This is a genomic window from Oceanobacillus longus (genome assembly GCF_042650085.1).
Taxonomy (GTDB): Bacteria; Bacillota; Bacilli; order Bacillales; family Amphibacillaceae; genus Oceanobacillus; species Oceanobacillus longus.
This window is the reverse complement of the sequence record NZ_JBHSAO010000015.1, coordinates 20,063-43,359: the sequence shown is the minus strand read 5'-3', so window position 1 is coordinate 43,359 and position 23,297 is coordinate 20,063. Positions and strand designations below refer to the sequence as shown.

Here is a 23,297-nt window from a genome sequence, read left to right as displayed (position 1 = left end):
GATCGAGGACTTAACTAAATTCTTTTTGATGTCTTGATTCACTCTTATTTAGTTTTTAAGGTATAAATTAAAAAAATACCTTGCATTTTTAGATGAAAATGCATATAATAAAACTTGTCCTTATTTTTAAGGAATGTCTGGTAGCAATAGCGAAGAGGTCACACCTGTTCCCATCTCGAACACAGAAGTTAAGCTCTTCAGCGCCGATGGTAGTTGGGGCTTTGCCCCTGCAAGAGTAGGACGCCGCCAGGCAGTATGTTTTATTATATATCCCTTACATCGCGGGGTGGAGCAGTCCGGTAGCTCGTTGGGCTCATAACCCAAAGGTCGTAGGTTCAAATCCTGCCCCCGCAACCAATTTATTTCAGGTTAACTACGTTGAATAGATTTATTTGTTAATTGAAAATCAGTAGTACTTGAAGAGTGCAACCAATTTATTTTAATTATCTACATGAAGTAATTGAGAATCACAAAAAAGATTCTATCCAGATTAAAAGTGAAGTACTGGATGTTGATCGCATTTATAAATTTGGTCCGGTAGTTCAGTTGGTTAGAATGCCTGCCTGTCACGCAGGAGGTCGCGGGTTCGAGTCCCGTCCGGACCGCCATTTTTATACTATAATAGATGATTGTACACATGATTTCGTTAAACGAAACGTGTGTTTTTTAGTTTTTAAGCTCCTTTACCATACATATTTTTTGAAATATAGTTATCCCTCTTTTGATACATATAAAAACCCCTCTAATTTCCTACGATTCCATTATTATTTTTCCTTTTTCTTTATGTTTTTGCTATCATAGTTGTAGTTAATAAAAAGTATGGTGATTATTATGGACGAATTTTCATTTATAGACTCAATAAAACAGAAAACGTATAGTCAATCATCGTTAATCAAAGGCATAGGTGATGATGCAGCGGTTTTCAGAAGCTCAATGGACATTGTTACAGCAGTAGATACGTTTGTTGAAAATGTTCATTTTTCTAAGGAAACAATGAATTCCTTTCATGTTGGATATCGAGCACTTGCAGCTAATATTAGCGATTTGGCTGCGATGGGAGCTGTACCAGCTTTTTATCTTGTCTCCATTGTAATTCCTAAAGGTTGGGAACAGAATGAACTTGTTCAAATCTTTGATGGGATGAAACAGTTAGCAGAGCAATATAAAATGGATTTAATCGGTGGAGATACAGTTTCAGGTAAAGAACTATCTATTTCCATCACAGTGCTTGGGTATACAATGAAGGATAAATCACGTTTTAGAAGCGATTCTATTCAAGGTGATGTCGTTTTTGTTACTGGGACATTAGGTGATTCTCAGGCAGGATTTCATGTATTGACAAATCCCGATAATTACATCGAACCTGCTTATTTTGTAAATAAACATCGCATGCCATCGCCTCGCGTTGACTTCTCAAGCAAATTAAATAACATATCCAGATTAGCATTAAATGATATCAGTGATGGAATTGCAAGTGAAGCCAATGAAATTGCTGAAGCTTCGAGTGTTACAATAACATTAGTAGATGAATTACTTCCTACCAGTACTAATTTTAATCAATTTCCAGCGGATTTGCAGTATAAATGGAAATTATACGGTGGAGAAGATTTTGAATTGATGGGCACAGTATCAAAAGAAGAATGGAATGAAGTAAAGCGAATTGCTGAACTGACGAATACAATGGTTTCTAAAATTGGTTATGTTTCTGCAGCAGATCCTGTTGGTCGTGTATTTTTAAAACAAAATCATAACAAGGATATCATTTTAGAGAAAAAAGGATACGTACACTTAAAGTAGGTGGATTAAATGACGAAAATAAAAACAAATACAGAGCGGGAAACAACTTCACTAGCAGGAGAACTTGCCTTGTTGCTTAAGCCTGGTGACGTAATTACACTTGAGGGTGAATTAGGTTCTGGTAAAACAACATTTACAAAAGGTCTGGCAAGAGGACTCGGTGTGAAACGAAATATAAGCAGTCCTACTTTTACGATCATAAAAGAATATGAGGGAGAGCTTCCTTTATATCATATGGATGTTTACAGGCTTGAGAATTCTGAAGAAGATATTGGTTTTGATGAGTATTTTCATGGAAATGGGATTAGTGTTGTAGAGTGGGCACAGTTTATTGAGGAGTTCTTACCCGATGAACGATTAAATATTAAAATCAGCTATATTGATGAACATAAGAGAGAACTGGAATTTACACCAACAGGTACTCACTTTAAATGGGTTGTAAATGAATTGATGAGTTAGGAGCAATTTGAATGAATATACTTGCAATAGATACTTCGAATCAGGTACTTGGTGTGTCCATACTGAAAGATGACCAGATCGTTGGAGAAGTAATGACAAATCTCACAAAAAATCATTCGGTGAGATTAATGCCTGCAATAGAAAATTTGATGAATGAGGTTGCTCTAAAACCTGAGCAACTGGATAGAATCGTGGTTGCAAAAGGGCCTGGGTCTTATACAGGAGTAAGAATTGGCATCTCAACAGCTAAAACAATGGCCTGGGCATTAAATATCCCGGTCGTAGGTGTATCGAGCCTGGAAGTACTCGCTTATCAGGGACGGTTCTTTAGTGATTATATCTGTCCTTTCTTTGATGCACGAAGAGGGCTTGTATTTACAGGTTTATATCAGTGGATTGATCATAAACTTGTGAAAGTCCTGGAAGAAAAGAATCTATTAATGGATGATGTGTTGAAAGAGCTTGAAATAAAGGAGAAAAGTGTTCTTTTTTTAAGTCCTGACATTTCTGTTTATAAAGAAGGAATTCAGCAATCCCTCGGAGAACTTGCCGTTATACCTGAAGGTCCGTACCATATACCTCAAGCAGGTCATTTAGGATTGGCTGGTATAATCAAAGAAGCGGATTCTACACATACTTTAACACCTAACTACTTGCGTCTGGCTGAAGCAGAATCAAATTGGTTGAGACAACAAAAGGAAAATAAAAATCATGGCTAACGTTACGATAAGGAAGATGGAACTTTTCGATGTAAATCACGTATTGGATGTGGAACGTGTCTCATTTGCAACCCCGTGGACAACAGATATTTTCTATCAGGAATTGATTGATAATAAGCATGCGCATTATTTTGTTATGGAGCTAGATGATAAGATTGTTGGCTATATAGGAATTTGGATTGTAATTGATGATGCCCAAATTACGAATGTAGCTATCCTGCCAGATTACCGTGGGAATAAACTTGGTGAAAAGCTTTTTGGCTATACCGTACAGTACGCAGTAAAAATGGGAGTAAAACGGCTTTCTCTGGAAGTTCGGGAGTCCAATAGTCCTGCTAAGGGGTTGTATAAAAAGTTTGGTCTTGTAGCTGGTGGAATTCGCAAAAATTACTATACAGATAATGGGGAAGATGCTATCGTTATGTGGGTGAATTTAATATGAAAACAAATAGATTAATATTAGGAATAGAAACGAGCTGTGATGAAACTGCTGTAGCCATTGTAAAAAATGGAACAGAGATTATCACAAATGTTGTAGCTTCCCAAATTGAAAGTCATAAACGTTTTGGTGGGGTAGTGCCTGAAATTGCATCCAGACATCATGTGGAGCAAATTACGCTTATACTTGAAGAAGCTTTTCAGGACGCACAGGTGACATGGGATGAAATTGACGCGATTGCAGTGACAGAAGGACCTGGTCTTGTTGGAGCATTACTTGTAGGCGTAAATGCAGCCAAAGCACTTGCATTTGCCAAACAGAAGCCTTTAGTGGGCGTGCATCATATTGCTGGCCATATTTATGCCAATCGATTGGAAAAGGAATTTCAGTTTCCGTTGTTGGCTCTTATTGTGTCAGGTGGGCATACGGAGTTGGTTTTAATGAAAGAACATGGATCATATGAGCTAATTGGAGAAACGCGTGATGATGCAGCTGGAGAAGCTTATGATAAAGTAGCCAGAATGCTTCATCTACCCTATCCGGGCGGCCCACATATTGACCGATTGGCTGCAATTGGGAAAGAAACAATTGAGTTCCCAAGAGCTTGGCTTGAAAACGACAGTTATGACTTTAGTTTCAGTGGATTAAAATCAGCTGTGATTAATAAAATTCACAATGCGAAGCAACGTGGAGAGACGCTGAAAAATGAAGATATCGCTGCCAGCTTTCAGGCTAGTGTTGTAGAAGTCTTAACTGCCAAAACAGTAAAAGCTGCGAAAGAGTATAATGTGAAACAGGTAATCGTAGCTGGTGGAGTGGCAGCAAATAAGGGCTTAAGAAAAGAATTGAATTTCGCTTTTAGTAAAACAGAAATACCCTTACTAATTCCAGATTTCAAGCTCTGTACAGATAATGCTGCCATGATCGCTGCTGCTGGAACAATTGCCTATGACCAAGGAAGACGTTCAGGGCTAGATCTGAATGCAAATGCATCGTTACTATTAAAGTAATAACAGGTTATACACAGGGTTGTGGATAATTTAATAGGATAACTGTAAAATATAGATTTTCATTGTGGGTAAAAGTTGTTGATAAAATGATGTAACCCTGTGGATAATGTGCATAAGTTTGTTAATAACCTTAAGTATAGCTAATTAATTGATGAAAAAGCTGTGGATATCTCTGGTTTATCCACGATGTATCTATAAAGAAGCAATGGAATGAACAGGAAAGAAATTTGGGTGATGCTGTAATGAATAAAAAACAATCGTATTATATGCAAACGGATTTAATATTTTTATTTACTTTGTTCGTCTGTGTTAGTTTGCTTGCCATTTTTAATGCGCAGCAGCTGGAACAGTATGAAGGTGAAAACTTTGTTCTAAAACAGATTTTATGGTTCACTGCTGGAGCTTGTATCGTAGCAGCTATCCAATTTCTTGATTTGGAACAACTCTATAAAGCAAGTGTGTATATATATGGAACGAGCATTTTAGTACTTATCGTATTGTTGATAAGTCCTGAATCAATAGCAAGGACCATCAATGGGGCAAAAAGCTGGTTTACTTTGCCGGGATTGTCTTTGCAACCAGCAGAGTTTACTAAAATAACGACCATTTTATTTATGGCTGCTGTGATCAGTAAGCATAAATCAAAGTTTGAAGTAAGCAACCTTAAAAGTGATGCCTATTTATTAGTTAAAATACTTATTCTTACTGCTATACCTGTATCCTTGATTCTGCTGCAACCCGATTTTGGAACAGCAATGGTATATCTGTTCATTGCAGGTATGATGATTATATTATCCGGCATTAACTGGAAAATAATTATGAGCTTAATCGTTGTCATTTCTACGGTGTCTGCTGCAGTTATTGGTTTTGTTATAAAATTTCCAGTACTGGCACAAGAAGTTCTCGGAATTCGTCAATACCAGGTTAATCGTATTCTGACTTGGTTTGATCCAACGCAACAGTCCAGTGACGCAACATACCATTTTGACCGTGCATATATGGCACTGGGTTCTGGGCAGTTATTTGGCAAAGGAATGGGAAGTCTTGAAGTTAATTATCCGGAGGCACATACGGATTTTATATTTTCTGTAATTGGGGAGAGCTTCGGCTTTATTGGAAGTGCCATTGTTATATTTTTGTACTTTATGCTTTTGTATAAGCTTGTCACATTAGGACTGAGCATATTTAAGCATTCGTCATTTGGTACGTATTTTTGTTTTGGTTTTTTGAGTCTTCTATTAATCCATGTTTTTCAAAATATTGGAATGACCTTAGGGGTTATGCCGATTACCGGGATTCCATTATTATTAATCAGCTATGGAGGGAGTTCCGTCTTATCCACAATGATCGGGTTAGGTATCGTGTATCGGGTGGCAGTAGAGAACACCATTCAAAACGATTATTTATTTAAATAGAAAAACAGCAGTATCCTTTAAGATACTGCTGTTTTTCTATTTTTAACTGTTTCATCGTTTTAGAGGTTCTCTTGAAGAGAAGTCCATTCTTCCATTAATTGCTCAGCTTCTTGTTTTGTGCTGCTTACTTTGTGGGTAAGTTCCAATGATTTTTCATGGTCCTGATATACTTCAGGTTTTGTCATTTCCTCTTCCATTTCGGAAATTTCCAATTCCAAACGTTCAATCATTTCCTCAAGCTCAGCAATCCGACGCTCTGTTTTCCGCTTTTCACTTTGCTGTTGCTTTCCTTCTTTAAAACTCAGCTTTTTATTTTCGACAGCTGGACCAATTTCCTTTTCCTGCTGAAGTTGTTTTAATTCTGCTTCTTCTTCCTTTTTTTCCAAGTAGTAGTCATAGTCTCCAAGATACATTGAAATGCCGTTTCGTTGCATTTCAGCAACCTGATCGGCAATTTTATTGATGAAATAGCGATCATGCGAGACGAATATAATGGTTCCGGGAAAATCATTAAGAGCAGCTTCAAGAACCTCTTTGCTGTCAATATCCAAATGGTTTGTTGGTTCATCCAATATAAGCAGATTTGCCTTTTGCATTTTCAATTTTGCGAGAGCAAGTCGGGCCTTTTCCCCACCACTTAATGTGTGAACTGGTTTAAGGACATCTTCACCAGAAAATAGAAAATTCCCGAGAATGGTTCGAATATCTTTTTCATTGATTGTAGGATAATCATCCCATAATTCCTGTAGAAGGCTTTTTGATTTGTCAAGCTCTGCCTGTTCCTGATCATAATAACCAATTTGGACGTTGGTGCCGAGTTGGATTGACCCACGATCAGACTTTAGGTTACCTAATATAGCTTTTAATAAAGTTGTCTTACCAACTCCATTTGGCCCTACGAGTGCGATGCGCTCGCCACGATTTACATGTAATTTAATATCGGAGAAAATAGGTTCCTGTTCATCTTCATAACTTAAACGCAGTTGATCTATTTTTAAAACGTCATTTCCGCTTCTTTTTTCAATCTGAAAGGAAAATGATGCTGAAGATTCATCTCCAGGCGGACGGTCAAGTCGATCCATTTTTTCGAGCTGCTTTCTCCGGCTTTGCGCTCTTTTTGTAGTAGAAGCTCGGACAATATTTCGTTGTACGAAGTCCTCCAATTTCTTAATTTCTGTTTGCTGCTTTTCAAATTCCTTTAATTCCTGTTCGTAATTTAAAGCCTTTTGCTCCAAATACTTACTATAGCTTCCATAATATTTACTCGTTTTGTGCCGTGCAATTTCATAAACAATGGAAACCGTCTTGTCTAGAAAATAGCGATCATGCGAAACGATGACAATGGCACCAGGATAGTTTACTAAATAATTTTCCAACCAGGAAAGCGTATCGATATCCAGGTGGTTAGTTGGTTCATCCAAAATCAACAGTTGCGGTTTTTGCAGTAAGAGTTTCCCCAATGCCAGGCGTGTCTTTTGACCACCGCTTAGCTCCATGATAGGTGTATTGTAATCATAATCAAAGAAATTCAACCCTGTCAGAACAGTTTTTATGTCTGATTCATAGGTGTACCCTCCACCAGTCTGATAGGCGAGCTGAAGTTTATCATAATCTTGAAGTAACTTTTCATATTCTTCCCCTGCTAAATTAGAAGCATTTTCCATTTCCTTTTCCAACAAACGAAGCTGGCTTTCCTGACGCCTTAGATGCGAGAATACCTCAATCATTTCATCCCAAATGGTTTTACCTGACTCCAGTGTCATATGCTGGGAGAGATAGCCGAATGTAAGGTCTTTCGGTTTAAAGAAATCTCCTTCATCATAGGATAATTCACCAGCCATAATCTTTAACAATGTCGATTTCCCGGCACCGTTTCTACCTACAATGGCGACACGATCTTTATCTTTTATTTCTAGTTTAATATTTGATAAAATTTCTTCTGCACCGAAGGATTTTGAAAGGTCGTTTAATTGCATTAATATCATAAATATTCACCCCATCCTTCATAGTGTATCTTATAGTTAATTAAGTAAGCAACTCAGGTTGTGAAAAATATCACGATTTCTTTCTGGATTTCTGTTAAAATAGAATAGGATACGTTTATATCATTTACTATAGGATCGAAAAGAGGAAAGTTTAATGGATCAAAATAAAATTCCACAAGCTACTGCAAAGCGCTTGCCACTATACTATCGTTTTCTGAATAACTTAAATCAGCAAGGTAAAAAAAGAGTTTCATCCAAAGAATTAAGTGAAGCAGTAAAAGTTGATTCTGCTACAATCAGAAGAGACTTCTCCTATTTCGGTGCACTAGGCAAAAAGGGTTATGGTTACAATGTCGAGTACTTACTAGGTTTTTTTAGAAGTACTTTGGACCAAAACGAAGTTACAGAAGTGGCTTTAATTGGTGTAGGTAACCTTGGTACAGCATTCCTAAATTATAATTTTATGAAAAATAATAATATCCGCATTACGATGGCTTTCGATGCTGACCGTGAAAAAGTAGGTACCGATATTGGTGGGATACCCGTTTATCATGTCGACGATCTCGATGAAAAATTAAATCATATTAAAGTTGCAATCTTAACCATACCAGCTATTGAAGCGGATTCAATTGCCAATAAACTGGTAGAGAAGGGGATTACTGGAATCCTTAATTTTACACCTGCGAGGATAACCGTCCCTAAAGCAATTCGCGTACATCATATTGATTTAGCTGTCGAATTGCAGGCACTCGTATATTTTCTGAAACACTATTCACTTGATAAATAATAATAATGCTATTGAAATGTAATTATTTCGATGGCTTTATTTTTTTGCAAATTGGAGTATATCTAATTATCTAATGAAAGATGGGAGAATTTTTTATGAAGAAATTGGGGCGCTTTGGGATTTCCACTATTTTATTTATTTTTATTTCATTCGTACTTGCAGCATGTTCAGAAGATGAAAGTATACAAGAATCGTCTGATAAATCCGTTCGTGCAGAGATGGAGGAAGATACGGAAGAAGATTTGCAGGAAAATCTCCCTGAAGACGAGGTATTATTTACAGTGATTGAGAATAATGTAAAGGCACTTAGAAATGGAAACCAAAATGAATATAAGCAAACGGTACATAGTGAGTCACCTGTATATAATCAAAGAGTAGATACAATGAAACAATTATCCCATTATCAGTTGGATATGGAGCTTTCCGGTCTTTCTGTAGAAGAAAGGACGGAAGAAGAGGCAAGGGTTTCTTTTATACAGACAACGATAAAGATGGAAGGACCCGAATTTCAAAACAATAAAACTTCAGGGATACATGTATTAAAAAATGAAAATGGAAATTGGAAAATCTATCAGACAGAAGTCGAAGAAGTAATTACACTTGATGAAGATGTCTTATCTGAAGAAGTAACGATGGAAGGGGAATATACGGATTACATTACCAATCTGAAAAATCCATTTGATGATGGTGGGTGGACGCTCGGAAACTATCAGGAAGCAGATGGGGAAGCGATTGCAGAGTATCTTCTATCGCATGAGGACTTTAGTAATTTAACGGAATTATTAACCATTCATTATTACCAGGATGGAAATCATCAGATAGGCATAGAAAATTTCATTTCTGAAATGGAGAACAATCTTACCGAAGTGCATACAGATAGCTTAGAATTCAACACGTTAGAACAAACATCAGAGGAAGGAGTAATTGAATTCGCTTTAACTGATGATGAGGTACTGTTCGATCAGGAAGAGGTTGTGAGAGTGTTCATAAAAGAAAATGACTTGTTTGCTATACGGTATACGACATTGGATAAAAAGATAGATAACAAAGAAGATTGGATCGATATGCTAAAAGATGTACAGTGAATAAGTAAAAGGAGCAGAATGTTATCATTCTACTCCTTTTTATTTTTAGACTTAAAATATTGTGTCAGCAGTTTAAAGACTACCCAGAAATCCATGGCTGCAACTGCAGCAAAGATAAGCGTAACCGGATTCCAAAGCGTATCGCCTTTACTTTGAATTGCAATGTAAATAAATGTCGTACCCATCAGTGTGTATATGAATGCTTTGATTAATAATGACTTACCCATTAATTATCCTCCAATGAAAATTGTTTGTAATTGGTCCAGTTGTTGTTGAATTTCCTCTGGAGTCAGTGAATACTGTGCAAGAACAACCATCGTATTCATTCCAGCGTGAACGATAATTGGCACTAGAATCCGCTTCGTTTTTACATACAGAAATGCGAATACAAAGCCCATCGAAGCATAAATTAAGATGTGCTGCGGTTCACCATGAATGAATCCGAAGATAAGAGCGGAAAGCAGCCCGGCTAAAAAGAAATTCATTCGTTTATAAAAAGTACCGAATATGATTTTACGAAAAATTAATTCTTCCAGTATTGGTGCAATAATTGCTGGAATTAGCATAAATAATGGAGCGGCACGGGTAATATCCATAATCTGTTGCGTGTTCGCTGAACCTGGATCTATACCTAGCACTTCCATTTCAATTGTAGCTGCAATACCTTGAGCGAATAAAGCCATAAATATACCAAGCACAGACCAAAGAATGACGGTACCTGTAGTGGCAGCATTTCGGGCACTTTGCATTTGCATATCTGGTTTCATTATAAACAGGATTACAACAAGACCAGCAATAAAGCTAAAGATTGTCCAATAAACAACAGCATCAAAAGCAGAGATCGGAAATACGTTTAAAAGCAAAGGGGCTCCGAGTATGCCTGAAAATTGAACAATAATATAAGTGAGAATTACGTACCAGTATCTTCTAGCCAAATGAACGTCTCCTTTAAATTTTTTCTACTTGGCTATTTTATAAATGGTTGCTAAAACAACGACCCTATAGAAAACAGCCTTCTACATTTACATATCCCCCATTCTAACATAACTTGCATGCTGAATTATAATCGTATGTCTTACTTTAAAATCATCTTCTCTACTTATATTATTAAAAATATGGAAAAATAAAACATACTTTGCTTGCATTTTTCGGATGGATTAATTATTATATTAGTAGGAGTTAGCACTCAATGTGTTAGAGTGCTAATAAACTAAAATTGATATGGAATTAAGGAGGCATTCTACATGATTAAACCATTAGGAGATCGTGTTGTTATCGAACTTGTTGAACAAGAAGAAACAACTGCAAGCGGAATCGTACTTCCAGACTCTGCAAAGGAAAAACCGCAAGAAGGTCGAGTTGTTGCAGTAGGAACTGGTCGAGTAACTGAAAATGGAGAAAAAGTAGCACTTGAAGTTTCTGAAGGTGACGTTATTATTTTCTCTAAATTTGCTGGTACTGAAGTAAAATACCAAGGTGCAGAATACTTAATTCTTCGTGAAAATGACATTTTAGCTGTAGTTAGCTAATAAAAACATAAAATTAACTACTTATTTAAATAAATTAATCATGATTTAATTAAAGGAGGACTTTTCTTATGGCTAAAGATATTAAATTTAGTGAAGATGCTCGTCGTTCCATGCTGCGTGGTGTGGACATTTTAGCAGATGCAGTAAAAGTAACATTGGGACCAAAGGGTCGTAACGTTGTTTTAGATAAAAAATTTGGTTCACCACTTATCACAAATGATGGTGTAACAATCGCTAAAGAGATCGAATTGGAAGATGCTTTTGAAAATATGGGAGCACAACTAGTATCTGAAGTTGCATCAAAAACAAATGATGTAGCTGGTGATGGTACTACTACTGCAACTGTTCTTGCACAAGCATTAATTCGTGAAGGACTTAAAAACGTAACTTCCGGAGCAAATCCTGTAGGAATTCGCCGAGGAATTGAAAAAGCAGTAGCAACTGCAGTTACAGAATTAAAATCTATTTCTCAACCAGTTGCAAACAAAGAGTCCATTGCACAAGTTGCAGCAATTTCTGCATCTGATGAAGAAGTAGGTAATTTAATTGCTGAAGCGATGGAACGTGTTGGTAATGATGGTGTAATTACAATTGAGGAATCTAAAGGCTTCAACACAGAATTGGAAGTTGTTGAAGGGATGCAATTTGATCGTGGATATTCTTCCCCTTATATGGTTACTGACCAGGATAAAATGGAAGCTGTTTTAGAAGATCCATATATCTTAATTACAGACAAGAAAATCGGTAACATCCAAGAAGTATTGCCAGTACTTGAGCAAGTCGTACAACAAGGTAAACCACTTCTATTAATTGCTGAAGATGTGGAAGGCGAAGCACTTGCAACATTAGTTGTAAACAAACTTCGTGGAACATTCAATGCGGTAGCTGTTAAAGCTCCAGGATTCGGCGACCGTCGTAAAGCAATGCTTGAAGACATCGCTATCTTAACTGGTGCAGAAGTAATTACAGAAGATCTTGGACTTGATCTTAAATCTGCAACAATCGATCAATTGGGTCGCGCATCCAAAGTAGTAGTAACAAAAGAAAACACTACTGTTGTTGAAGGCGCAGGAAGCCCAGAAGCAATTTCAAGCCGTGTAGCACAAATCCGTGCACAAGCGGAAGAAACTACTTCTGAATTTGATAAAGAAAAATTACAAGAACGCCTTGCTAAATTAGCTGGTGGTGTAGCAGTAATCAAAGTTGGTGCTGCAACTGAAACGGAATTGAAAGAACGTAAACTACGCATTGAAGATGCATTGAACTCAACACGTGCAGCAGTTGAAGAAGGTATTGTTGCAGGTGGTGGTACTGCACTTGTGAATGTTTATAATAAAGTAGCAGAACTTAATCTTGAAGGTGATGAAGCTACTGGTGTAAGCATCGTTCTTCGCGCTATCGAGGAACCAGTTCGTCAAATCGCTCACAATGCAGGTCTTGAAGGATCCATCATTGTAGAACGTCTTAAAGGCGAAGCTGTTGGTATTGGTTACAATGCTGCAACTGGCGAATGGGTAAACATGGTAGAAACTGGTATCGTTGACCCAACAAAAGTTACTCGTTCTGCACTTCAGAACGCAGCATCTGTAGCAGCTATGTTCTTAACTACGGAAGCTGTAGTTGCTGAAAAACCTGATGAAAATGCCGGCGGTGGCGGCGGAATGCCTGATATGGGCGGCATGGGCGGCATGGGTGGCATGATGTAATATAGGTTGCCAAACCTTGTTATATCAACGTTTACTAACATGTTAACATGTTTAAGTGTCCGAAAAAGTGACCGATATTAGTTATTAAGATATTTTGAGAGGTTTCCCATTAAGTTACTAAACTTTTGGGAAGCCTCTTTTTTAATGTTTTTTGTCATATGTGCGTAAATGTCCATAGTTGTTTTTATATCAGCATGTCCCAGTCCTTCCTGAATTTCCTTAATATGAACACTAGCTTCAATTAGTAATGAAGTATGGGTATGTCTGAATGAATGTGGTGTAATATCTTTGTCGATATTAGTTCTTTTCAGTAATCGCTGTAACCGAATTGATATAGCCTTTATTGTTTTGGGATAACCTTCATTAGTTGCAAAGATAAAACCGTTGTCATTATAAAAAGGCTTGTTTTTATTTTTTATAATTTCCTGTTCAGTATTATACTTCTTAGTAAGTTAATTAAAAGTTCATCAATTGAGATTGTACGTCTTGAGGTTTTTGTTTTTGGTGTTAGTAATTGATAATTTAACTTATTATTAGTTGGATTGTAGTAAGTTCTTATAACGCGCAGAGTCTGATTGTCAAAGTCAATATCTGACCATTTTAAAGCAACTAATTCACCTACACGTAAACCAGTATAAGCTAACATTGTAAAGGCAAGTAAGTCACTTTCTAGTCCTTCATTCTTAGTAACCGTTAGAAATTCTTCTAATTCTTCTTTTTTAGAAACTTATCAATAATAGTACTTCCTTTTTCTAGATCTTCAACAGTTTCTCTTTTCTGCGGAAGCTTAATATCTTTTGTGGGGGTATCCTTAATCAATTTATTTTCATAAGCATATTGAAAAACCATGTTCGCTGATGTGTGGATACTGGAAACATAATTATTACTAAATTTATCAGCGAGTTTGTCTAGGGTGTCTTGGTAGGCTTTTTTTGTAATTTTTTGTAATACCACGTTATCATATTCAAGACGAATATGGTTTAAAGCAATTTTTCTTGCTCTTAAGCTACTCTCCTTTACACCTTGAGAAGAATAATGACGCTCCCAATCACTACATAAATCACCAAACTTAATATTAGAAGGTTGGATATATTCACCATTATGGAATTGCCTTTCAAACAATGCGGCAGCAAGTTTAGCGTCTTTTTGAGTTAGAAAGCCTTCCTTACTCTTTCTTATGTCTTTTCCCGTTATGGGGTCAGTTCCCATATATACACGAAATCCCCATTTTATTCCTTTTTTGGTCTTCTTTTTATATAATACGTGCCATGAATAATCACCTTCTTTAACTGGTTACAACTCGATATATCAATACAAATAATTAAGGAAGCAACCAATTTGCCAGACAAAATAATAAAGGAATTACAAGAAGAAGTTAAAAATAGATAATCATTTTATGACGTCCTGCTGTTTGAACAGTAGGTCATCTTTAATATTGTTCAGCAAATAAAATAATAACATATGAATTAAGTATATACAGAATATAGAAAAATTATTATGGGATATTTTCTGAAAGAGCATACTATTGACAAAATTACCTATCAGTTTCAAAATTGTAATAAAGTATCATTATTTTATTCCCGCTTTAGTAATGATTACTATAATTAACTTAACTTAAATGTGCATGAGTACTTTAGTGACAGAGAATTTGGAAAGGCGGAAATCAAATTCCGAAGACATCACACTCTCTGTTTATAATGGAATAGACGGCGTATTTAATAGTTATCAAAATTGGGTTGAGCAGATTTTGGGCGATTATTAGAGGGTTAGAGTGATATTGTCACAGGAATAATTAGAATGAAAAAATGGCTGCTTAACGAGTAAAATATATTAACGACACAAAGTTAAAGATATTATACACATTGAACGGGAGCATGATGTAATACATCAGCCCAAACGCTTCCATATGACAGGCAAGAAACTGGAATATATAAAGACACCTATGTTATTTGTTAAGGTGCTTTTGAGAGGTCGTTCAGTGAGTCACTGAACTTACTGGAAGCCTCTTATTATGTTTTATTTCAGATATGCGTACACTGAATAAGTGCTATAAATATTAATAGCCCTCAAAACATTCTTGAATTTAATGTTGGCATTGAATTTAATAAAAAGTAGTATGCGTGTCTCTAATCGAATGTGGAGTCAATCCCTTTTACCATTCTTAAAGAATTAGAGCTACTTCAATGGCATCATTTTATAAGTATTGTTAGTAAAATAAAATTAAATAAGGTGATAAATATGGAAAAACCAAAACTAGTAAAATGGAATGAAGAAAAATGTATAAAGCATTTGAAGAAATTGTACGAGGATTATGGAATATTAAACGCTACTACCATTCACAAGTACGCTGGTGGAATGGCAAAATATATAGAAGCTAACTATGGAAATCTCTCAGCATTTTGTGATGATAATGAGATAGTTTACTTATTTAAAAGTGGAAAGAACAATTGGACTGAGGAGAAAGCTATTAGAGTACTTAAAGAAATATATGAAGAGAAGGGTGCGTATAGCACATCTGAATTGCAAACTGTAAATAGTGGACTTGAGCGGTTTTTAAGAACAAGGAAAGATGGAGTACGAGATTTTTGTGAAAAGAATAAGCTCTCTTATGTTCTTAAAAGCCCTAAAAAGAACAGATGGACAACAGAGAAAGCTATAAACATTGTAAAGAAACTTCATAAACAATATAAAGAGCCAGTCGGTATGAAACTATTATCTAGGACTAATTATGGTGGTCTTTATCAATGGGCCAGTAAGGAATATGGATCGTACAAAGCTTTTATTCTAAATAATGGGTTAGCCGAGTATACAAGTTATCAGAACAACTGGAATGACGTAAAATGTTTCAGATTAATAAAAGATCAATTTATTGCTAAAGCTGGTAAAATTCATCCAGAAAGCATTAAAAAGAGCTTTAAAGGTGCATATAACTATATTTACAACGAGCATGGCGGTTTTGAGAACTTCTTAAACTCTTACGATTTACAAGATTATGTAGATGTTAATAATACTATATATACTGATGAAATTGTTAAAAGAAAAATAAAAGAAGCATACACTCTGCTGGGGGATAAGGTATATAGAACATGGTTAAGTGAAAATGGCTTTGGAGGTGCTGGAACTTACCTAACTAGATTAGGGGAAGGCAGCTTCATTGAGGGAGCTAGAAAGCTTGGATTAGAGGATTATGTAATTTCAATATATACGGACTGGACGGATGAACTGGTATTAGAAAAAGTAAAAGAAATGCTTGAGGACAAAGGTGAACCTATTATTTCAAAAGATTTTGAGACAAATGGATTAACAGGTATGCGTGACTGGATAGTAAAAAAACATGGTGGACTGAAAGAATTCTTTTTGAAATATGGAATAGAAAGCCAGTATGCAAATATGAAATATGTAGGAAAAGAATTATGGTCATATGGCCTACAATTTGAGGAACTTGCAAAGGAAGCTATTGAGCTATTCTTTGAAAATGTAGCTTATAATAAATGGGTGGGTAATGTAAGACCTGATTTTATTCTTAATGAAGGAATTTGGATTGATACTAAGTTGTCCTCATTTGCTTATTTCACCGATGAAACTGTAAAGAAGTACACTGTTAAAGAAGAATGTAAAGAACTCTGGTTATTGTACTTACGAGGTCATAAATTTAATCATGGTAACCCACAAGTGAAATTGATCTCAATAAAAGAATGGTATGAAGACTTAATCAGAATGGGTAGAAGGGATCTAGTTGATAAGTTTGATGGACTAAGGGAAAAGGTTTATGAGAAGGAAAGAATAGATGGAAAAAGAGTTCATAAGTAATCTATCAGCCTACAGTATTGGATTAAAAAGTATCCAATATTAAGAGTAAATATTTTAATTTACCAATTAACGTGGAAGTGAGTTATGAATTAAAATGTACTAAAACAATTATTAAGTTATATCCAATAAAAGTGAATGCTAACATTTTGCTAACGCAATCCCATAAAAAACGGTAAATCTCCGTTAAAGGTGTTACAGACGGAATTAAGCAAAACCTTGATATATCGAACTTCCTGCACCTCTCGTTAAAGATATTACACAATCTCATCTTAAGGACGGCATGATGTAATAACCGCCCGGAACCATTGATATATAAGGGTTTTGTGTGAAGAAAAAGTCATTTGGCTACATTTGATACATTATTGTAGGCTTCTCATCAGTTGACCAAACTTTTGAGAAGCCTCTTTTATCAATTCTTTTGTAATGTGGAGATAGACATCTTTGGTGATTTGATCATCTGAATGGCCAAGTCTATCCATGATTTGTTCAAGTCCTACACCGGCCTCTGCAAGAAATGATGTATGTGTATGTCGTAAAGAATGTGGAGTTAAATCAAGATTTAAGTTTGCGATAGCAAGTAGCCTTGCCATCCTATGTTGTACCAAAAAAGATGGCTTCCAAAAATTCCAAATGAATATTTATTCTAAATAAAAGTGGGGAGATTCGAGACATTATTGCAAGAATACAAAATCTGAAAGTGGAGAGATTAGACAATCCATTTAATGAAGTTTCCACAATTAGACATCAAGCTTTTCTAAAGTCACACAAGTATTTCGGTGAAACTCATCCTTCATTTCGCTTTATTAATGAGGTAATTGATGAATTTAAGATTGTGTCTGAGCTTTGGGAGCTAAAAAAATGGTGTAGCAAATTAAAAGATACATTAGTTACAGCTCTTTATTCTTAGGAAGAATCTCTAAAAAAAGGACCTGTTCTATGTAATTAGAACAAATCCTTTCAACAAGCGCACCAACATTGTGTGTTGCCATTTACACTCCGCACATATGGGTAGATAATAAATAAAGCTTAGGAATTAGAATTATTTTTGTCTAATCATAATTTATTTATTGAAATAATGTATTACTAACCTCTTTTCTATATAAACATTTCATATTTTAATGCTTCAAAGATGAGATTTTCAATCTTTTCTGAGTCTTCTCCTGGACTATATGGTACTTTGGTCAGCCAGTCTTTCTTCACTATTTCTTTGTTATTTTTGTTATTATTAATTGAATTTGGAAAGATGACCCAAACCCCGGCGATAGGTGTCTTATTACGTGAGATTTTATCAGGAACGATATAATCTTTTGATTTACTCACAAATTCACTATCGAATTTAGAGTAATGAAGTAATTGTTTATATGCTTTCCATTCACTATGATAATCACTAACTCCCAAATTTCCTATAGCTGTTGCTGGTCTATATTTAAAGTCGATAATAAAACTTGCTTCATAGATATCATTTTCATAGAAATCAATTCGTGTATCAGGTCTGTTATTTGGAAAGCGTGAGTATAATGGGTCATCGAATGTTGTTGTTTTTCTATCATAGGAAATAGGCTTATCGTAAACTAAGTTTATGGTTTTGTTTCCGGCACCTTGGAGTGAAATTGTTGTACCCTCTTCAAGTAAAGGAACTTGCCAAGTGGTGAATATTTCTTTGTCATCATAAATCCAACCTTTTATGGGTTTGAAATTTAAAGTTGGAGATTGGAGAGCTTTTAATAATTTTATGAATCCCCACATTTCATATAATTTATCCGTTCTTTTCCACCGATATGAAAAGTCGGCGTTTAATTGAATTGTTTGTTTCGTATTTTTTAATTCCCGAGAAATTTGATGTAAAAATCTATATCGACCGTCTAAATGAAGACCAACTGCATTACTGGATATTCCACTTACTTCTTTGACCCAATCAGATTGGAGTAGAAAGTTAAAAGCATTATATAGTTTTTTCATTTTTAATCTATTTTCTCTGAGAGATTCAATTTGCTTGAGGTAAATTGTTCGTTCATTTTCAGGTCTTGGGTATTTACCACCGCTAAGTCTGTTTGTATCATATTCAATGTGTGGGATCAATTGTTCTATATAATGAATAGCAGTGCGTGTCACTTTTTTTAAATATCTAACAATTTCTACTAGAACTTGATTCTCTGGAAGATTTCTTGTAATCAATCGCTTAGGAACTAATAATCTTTTCTTTACATCCATTTGCTTCAAGCGATGTTTTACAGTTTCTTGATCAATAATTCTAGCTTTAGAACTGTCTTCTAATTGATAATGATTGATAACCTTAGATCTAGGTGTAAGGTTAATTTCATTTACAATTGGAATTATTTTATTACAGTTTTGCGCCAATATTAGTAATTGACTAGAAATAGATTCTTTATTTTCTAGTTCTTTATCCATTTTAGTAGAAGATTCATTACTCACTAGCATATGAGCTAAATTCTCAATCATTTCTTCTATTTCTTCTCTCATTATACCTAACTCAACATCTGTAATTTGTTTTGGATTAACCTTGATATAGGCATAGTATTTTTCATTACCACATGTAACATATATCTGGTAAGTACCAGGAACAAACGGATAATAGTCTGTATTAGAACTATTAGTAGAAGAGTTTTTATAAAGAATAATAGGTTCAAAAGATTCTTCGATATAAATATTTCCATTAACATCTTCTTTACAGATAGAATTTTGGTAATAGTCTAAGGTATCCATATATATACGTGCATTATTGTCAAAAGAATTAAATTCCATAATAATATCTCTGTTTTCGGTAATAGGAATCATTAAATCTTCTGAAACAGTATTCATCATTTTAGTTGTAAAAAAATACTCGCTGTAGTCTACCATTTCATCTTGAAATTCATTTACAAAGCTACTTTTAATTTTTTCTTGAATTTTAAATTTAAATGGTATGTCCATAAACTTGTAACTCCTTGGCTAAATTAAGTATTTTTAATCTTGAATCATCAAAATTTGAAATCTCACTATATTGATCAAACAAACGAACTAGAGAGCTGTCTTTAACTTGGTTAGAATTTCCATCATATACACCTAAAATAAATGAGAGTTGATCTTCACCTCCACGTATTTTTGTAAGTACACGTTGGAGAATTTGGAGATCGATTGCTTTTTCACGCGTAAGTTCATTGTTACTAGGTAAACATTGTAAATAATGATCGATTTGTCTAACTATTCTAAAACCAATACCTAATTGGTTATTTGCACTTTGTAAAAGTTCATGAACATCCCATAAGAAATCTAATTCACTGTCCTGTAAAAGAAATTTATTTTCCTCAATGGAAGACGGGCGTGTACCAAAAAATTGTGTTTTCGTAAAAGCTGCTGAGCCAATACTATCTGCAACATTTGATTTTTTAGCTGATTCTGCAACTTCTTTAAACTTTCGAAGTTTGAGATGAATTACATTTGCCCTATCTAATACTTTGTCTGAAAAATGATATGTTGATTCATCTAAATTTACAGTTCCTACAAATAGGACATTATCAGCTATTTTGACAGTGTCAGAGTATTCTCTAGAATTGTATAAGCGATTTTGATAATCTTTGTTGTATAAGGTAATTCTTCGCTGATCTTCGCTAACTTCTTCTAATACTGAAAGAAATTGAGAAAAATAATGTTCTACACGAGCCAAATTCATCTCGTCAAAACAAACAATATGGAGTTGATCTTTGTTTTCGTCTTTGTTAGCTTTGATGAGAAAATCAATTAAACCAGAATCACCAGGACGGTAAATATTATTTAAAACATCTAAATAACCTAATAAATCACTATCATCTTGCCAAAATGGTCTAACTGGAATCTTTTTATAATTTCCTCTATCTGCTAATCCTAGAGCTTCTGCATAACAGTTTACAATTTTAGATTTTCCTGTTCCACTCATTCCAGCTAAAATCACTAAATTTCCAGTTTTCATAGAGGTGTGAAAATTGTAAAGATCTTCATCGGTATAAAATAAACCATGACTCTCTGCAATCATCTTAAAATTATATAAAATCTTTTGCTCAATTTGTTCAGCTTCTCCCTGAACTTTTTCTAAGTGATTATTAGTTTTTTCCTGAATTTTATTATTTAGAAGTATTTCATCCTTTTTCTTTTCGTCAGATAGTTTTTTTTCGTTTTTTCTTAATGTCTCCCTAATAGGATTTGATGCATGTTTTTCTATAAAGAAACAAGTCAACTTTTCCAAATTTTCTTCATTGCTTTCTACATTGCTGTAATTACTATACAAAAAGTCGTCATCTTCAATAATAATTTTGTTTGCCTCATCCGAAAAAGAAAACGAATAGGAAACGGGACTCTCGCCATTATTAATATCATTTAGAGGGCCATATGCAAAAACCTTCTCTTCACTTTCTTGTAAAATAATGTAGGGAGGAATAAATGAGTCTTCGAACATTAAAGCATCAAACCTTGTGTTATCAATATACTCACGTAACTCAGTAATCTTAGCACCACTTTTTAATAAATCAATAAACTGATTCACATCGGAAACTTTAAAGTAAGGAATTGTATCGAACTCTTGTTCAGGTAAAAAATCCTTATCTTTTGTAGTAAAGACCGGATTAATAACATTATAGTATCCATCATTATACTCAAGCTTAAAAATTACTATAGACTTACTAAAATCTTGATATAACTGTTTTCTTTTCTCTTGTTTTGACGAATTTCTATATTCGGAATTTGCGTATTTATATCCACTACGCAACCGAGTATCAAGTGCTTTTACTACGTTTCCTAATCGATTCAATTCGGTCTCTATGCGGTCCGGAACATGTGATAATATTTTAATATTTACCTTAAACCCACTCGCCCCATCGTATAATGGATCTTGACCACTTTTCATTTCTCCAGGACTGGCTAATCTCCCTAAATAATAATTACCGAAAATTTTATTTTCTGTCTGAGTATACACTTTGTATCAATTCTCCTTAATAAATTAATGGACTAATTTACTGTAATTTTTTTTATCAATATTCACTTTATTACTATAGGGGTTTCTTTGTAATTGTTTTTTTTCTTTAGCTGATAGTTTATCTTCGACACACCAATATTCTTCGTAATCTTCATTAAACATATATGTAGAAATATCTTTATTGAAATATTCAAATTCGTGTGTATCTGTCTTCTGTGCGTTCAAAGGTAAATCTCCAAAGACCAAAACTCTAATTTTCTTTCTTTTATTTTCTATTACACTTGTCTTTGATAAGATTTTTTTATCATCCATATTATTTATTTCTGTTTTTTCATTCTTATCTTTTTGCAATTCTACTAATTGATTTTGAAGAATGGTATTTTTATCATTTAATAAAAGTAATTTTTCTTTAAATTCTATCCTCTCAAAATCTAAAAGATCTGAAGATTCCTCCATATCTTTAATATAACTATCTTCCAATTTTTTAATTTCATTTGTATATTGAGTAGTCATCTGATTGTATTTTGTTTCTAAAGTATCAAACTTTTTTTGCAGGCCTTTGTGGGCTTTTGTTATAGTACTTATTTCTTTTTTAAAATCCCTAATTTCTTCTAATGCTTTAGCAAGTTTGGCTTGATAGGGGTCAATGGCTATTTCTTTAATAACTTCCTCTGGTTGCAAATTTATTACTTCATTTGCTCTAGAATTATTTTTAGAGACAAAATACAGAAGAATATATAAGAAACCATGTTCTTTAATTTTTTCCTCATATTTTCCCTTTTCGATATTATCTAAAGCATGCAAATGCGATGCTTTATTATTCATATCTATATTTAGATCAGGAATGAGGGTCTCAACATAATAAGCAACTATAGCTTTTTGAATATTAGTCTTGTTCAGGCTGTTATTAAGCAGATTTAAGACAATTTTCCATTGACTTTCTTTGTTAATTAATTGGCTTTGCATATTTCCTATTCTTACATTTTTTCTTGTGAGTACTTCTTTTTTTTGCCTTTCGTCTAGTCGATTAATCAGGAATTTCCATATATTAATATCAATGTCCTTACTCATGTCGTCCTCCTTTGTAAAAATATATTTCTAACTTTAAATGTGGAAATTCAAAAAGGAAAATAATACTATAGTAAGTATATTACTCATGTTACTATTTTCCTTTTCCAAAATATATAGATTCCCTCTCTTTAATTTGATATATTCATAAATTATTTTTAAATTGATCAGTGCTAATGGAGGATATTGTATTTAGAGGGGATGGTTGCTTATAAAAACTAAAAAGAAGTAGTTCTTCGTTTTAATATTAATGTATTTAAAAATGCGTACATGTTAACCGACTTACCCAAAATGAACCTAACCTTTATTACAATAGAAGTTGGAGATTGTAATAAAGAAGACCTTATTATGCAGAATGAACTTTCAGGTGATTCTCCTTCCATTGAATCTTTTAATATACACGCTATTATGGGGAATAATCCTTCTGCTCCTTCCGGTGCAAATACAAAGCTAAAACTGTATGATGTTATTTTAGCTGGGATAGGTGAAATTCAAAATGAAAATTAATATTTTCTATGGGCCAATGAAAGAATTTAACTTGAA

20 protein-coding genes, 2 tRNA genes, 1 rRNA gene and 2 pseudogenes are annotated in these 23,297 nt (G+C 34.4%); 15 read left to right on the top strand and 10 right to left on the bottom strand.

Features of this window, described 5'->3' with window-relative positions:
- The first annotated feature begins 136 nt into the window (after positions 1-136).
- From rrf to ACFOUV_RS16970, 9 genes are all read left to right on the top strand, one after another.
- Positions 137-252 (top strand): 5S ribosomal RNA (rrf, locus tag ACFOUV_RS17010).
- 28 nt (positions 253-280) lie between these two features.
- A tRNA-Met gene (locus ACFOUV_RS17005) sits at positions 281-357 on the top strand.
- A 174-nt stretch (positions 358-531) separates the two neighbouring features.
- Positions 532-608 (top strand) — tRNA-Asp (locus tag ACFOUV_RS17000).
- Between the two features lie 223 nt (positions 609-831).
- A complete protein-coding gene (thiL, locus tag ACFOUV_RS16995; protein ID WP_379497976.1) occupies positions 832-1,797 on the top strand; it encodes a thiamine-phosphate kinase in 966 nt (321 codons plus the stop codon).
- A 9-nt stretch (positions 1,798-1,806) separates the two neighbouring features.
- Complete coding sequence (gene tsaE, locus ACFOUV_RS16990) at positions 1,807-2,256, top strand: tRNA (adenosine(37)-N6)-threonylcarbamoyltransferase complex ATPase subunit type 1 TsaE (protein ID WP_379497975.1); 450 nt, start codon at positions 1,807-1,809, stop codon at positions 2,254-2,256.
- A gap of 11 nt (positions 2,257-2,267) precedes the next feature.
- On the top strand, positions 2,268-2,975 hold the full coding sequence (gene tsaB / locus ACFOUV_RS16985; protein ID WP_379497974.1) for a tRNA (adenosine(37)-N6)-threonylcarbamoyltransferase complex dimerization subunit type 1 TsaB: 708 nt from the start codon (positions 2,268-2,270) through the stop codon (positions 2,973-2,975).
- Positions 2,965-3,417 carry a ribosomal protein S18-alanine N-acetyltransferase gene (gene rimI, locus ACFOUV_RS16980; protein WP_379497981.1) on the top strand — a complete coding sequence of 151 codons (453 nt, stop codon included), beginning with the start codon at positions 2,965-2,967 and terminating at the stop codon, positions 3,415-3,417. Before tsaB ends, rimI begins: the two co-directional genes overlap by 11 nt.
- On the top strand, positions 3,414-4,424 hold the full coding sequence (gene tsaD, locus ACFOUV_RS16975) for a tRNA (adenosine(37)-N6)-threonylcarbamoyltransferase complex transferase subunit TsaD (RefSeq protein WP_379497973.1): 1,011 nt from the start codon (positions 3,414-3,416) through the stop codon (positions 4,422-4,424). The genes rimI and tsaD overlap by 4 nt, the downstream gene beginning before the upstream one ends.
- Positions 4,425-4,666: 242 nt before the next feature.
- Entirely contained in the window at positions 4,667-5,839 is a 1,173-nt protein-coding gene (locus tag ACFOUV_RS16970; RefSeq protein WP_379497972.1) for an FtsW/RodA/SpoVE family cell cycle protein, read from the top strand.
- A 59-nt stretch (positions 5,840-5,898) separates the two neighbouring features.
- On the opposite strand, the gene ACFOUV_RS16965 is transcribed toward ACFOUV_RS16970, so the two are convergent.
- Positions 5,899-7,824 carry an ABC-F family ATP-binding cassette domain-containing protein gene (locus tag ACFOUV_RS16965; RefSeq protein WP_379497971.1) on the bottom strand — a complete coding sequence of 642 codons (1,926 nt, stop codon included), beginning with the start codon at positions 7,822-7,824 and terminating at the stop codon, positions 5,899-5,901.
- 154 nt (positions 7,825-7,978) lie between these two features.
- Here ACFOUV_RS16965 and ACFOUV_RS16960 point away from each other — a divergent pair, with 154 nt between their 5' ends.
- Positions 7,979-8,611, top strand: a complete 633-nt coding sequence (locus tag ACFOUV_RS16960; RefSeq protein WP_379497970.1) for a redox-sensing transcriptional repressor Rex — start codon at positions 7,979-7,981, stop codon at positions 8,609-8,611.
- 95 nt (positions 8,612-8,706) lie between these two features.
- A complete protein-coding gene (locus tag ACFOUV_RS16955; protein WP_379497969.1) occupies positions 8,707-9,696 on the top strand; it encodes a hypothetical protein in 990 nt (329 codons plus the stop codon).
- A gap of 29 nt (positions 9,697-9,725) precedes the next feature.
- Here ACFOUV_RS16955 and ACFOUV_RS16950 read toward each other — a convergent pair whose 3' ends face one another.
- Together ACFOUV_RS16950 and ACFOUV_RS16945 are read right to left on the bottom strand one after the other, a co-directional pair.
- Positions 9,726-9,923, bottom strand: a complete 198-nt coding sequence (locus ACFOUV_RS16950; RefSeq protein ID WP_379497968.1) for a YdiK family protein — start codon at positions 9,921-9,923, stop codon at positions 9,726-9,728.
- Positions 9,924-9,926: 3 nt separating this feature from the next.
- Positions 9,927-10,631, bottom strand: a complete 705-nt coding sequence (locus tag ACFOUV_RS16945) for a CPBP family intramembrane glutamic endopeptidase (RefSeq protein WP_379497967.1) — start codon at positions 10,629-10,631, stop codon at positions 9,927-9,929.
- A gap of 309 nt (positions 10,632-10,940) precedes the next feature.
- Between ACFOUV_RS16945 and groES the strand changes: the two genes are divergently transcribed.
- Both groES and groL read left to right on the top strand, forming a co-directional pair.
- Complete coding sequence (gene groES, locus ACFOUV_RS16940; RefSeq protein ID WP_379497966.1) at positions 10,941-11,225, top strand: co-chaperone GroES; 285 nt, start codon at positions 10,941-10,943, stop codon at positions 11,223-11,225.
- A 68-nt stretch (positions 11,226-11,293) separates the two neighbouring features.
- A complete protein-coding gene (gene groL / locus ACFOUV_RS16935) occupies positions 11,294-12,931 on the top strand; it encodes a chaperonin GroEL (protein ID WP_379497965.1) in 1,638 nt (545 codons plus the stop codon).
- A gap of 77 nt (positions 12,932-13,008) precedes the next feature.
- Here the strand turns inward: groL and ACFOUV_RS16930 are convergent, their stop codons facing one another.
- The 3 genes and pseudogenes from ACFOUV_RS16930 to ACFOUV_RS16920 all read right to left on the bottom strand — a co-directional run bounded on the left by ACFOUV_RS16930 (position 13,009) and on the right by ACFOUV_RS16920 (position 14,140).
- A complete protein-coding gene (locus tag ACFOUV_RS16930) occupies positions 13,009-13,275 on the bottom strand; it encodes a tyrosine-type recombinase/integrase (RefSeq protein ID WP_379497980.1) in 267 nt (88 codons plus the stop codon).
- Between the two features lie 71 nt (positions 13,276-13,346).
- A pseudogene (locus tag ACFOUV_RS16925) lies at positions 13,347-13,589 on the bottom strand (tyrosine-type recombinase/integrase); the annotation flags it as partial.
- Between the two features lie 47 nt (positions 13,590-13,636).
- On the bottom strand, positions 13,637-14,140 hold the full coding sequence (locus ACFOUV_RS16920) for an Arm DNA-binding domain-containing protein (protein WP_379497964.1): 504 nt from the start codon (positions 14,138-14,140) through the stop codon (positions 13,637-13,639).
- 1,029 nt (positions 14,141-15,169) lie between these two features.
- Between ACFOUV_RS16920 and ACFOUV_RS16915 the strand changes: the two genes are divergently transcribed.
- Positions 15,170-16,741, top strand: a complete 1,572-nt coding sequence (locus tag ACFOUV_RS16915) for a hypothetical protein (protein ID WP_379497963.1) — start codon at positions 15,170-15,172, stop codon at positions 16,739-16,741.
- A 359-nt stretch (positions 16,742-17,100) separates the two neighbouring features.
- On the opposite strand, the pseudogene ACFOUV_RS16910 reads toward ACFOUV_RS16915, so the two are convergent.
- From ACFOUV_RS16910 to ACFOUV_RS16895, 4 genes and pseudogenes are all read right to left on the bottom strand, one after another.
- Positions 17,101-17,346: pseudogene (locus tag ACFOUV_RS16910) on the bottom strand (tyrosine-type recombinase/integrase); the annotation flags it as partial.
- Positions 17,347-17,836: 490 nt separating this feature from the next.
- The gene (locus tag ACFOUV_RS16905; protein ID WP_379497961.1) at positions 17,837-19,672 is read right to left on the bottom strand and encodes a nuclease domain-containing protein; all 1,836 of its coding nucleotides are present in this window, start codon (positions 19,670-19,672) and stop codon (positions 17,837-17,839) included.
- Positions 19,656-21,686, bottom strand: a complete 2,031-nt coding sequence (locus tag ACFOUV_RS16900; protein ID WP_379497960.1) for an McrB family protein — start codon at positions 21,684-21,686, stop codon at positions 19,656-19,658. The genes ACFOUV_RS16905 and ACFOUV_RS16900 overlap by 17 nt, the downstream gene beginning before the upstream one ends.
- 24 nt (positions 21,687-21,710) lie before the next feature.
- On the bottom strand, positions 21,711-22,757 hold the full coding sequence (locus ACFOUV_RS16895) for a hypothetical protein (protein WP_379497959.1): 1,047 nt from the start codon (positions 22,755-22,757) through the stop codon (positions 21,711-21,713).
- 345 nt (positions 22,758-23,102) lie between these two features.
- Here ACFOUV_RS16895 and ACFOUV_RS18595 point away from each other — a divergent pair, with 345 nt between their 5' ends.
- On the top strand, positions 23,103-23,261 hold the full coding sequence (locus ACFOUV_RS18595; RefSeq protein ID WP_449290040.1) for a hypothetical protein: 159 nt from the start codon (positions 23,103-23,105) through the stop codon (positions 23,259-23,261).
- Positions 23,262-23,297 lie beyond the last annotated feature (36 nt).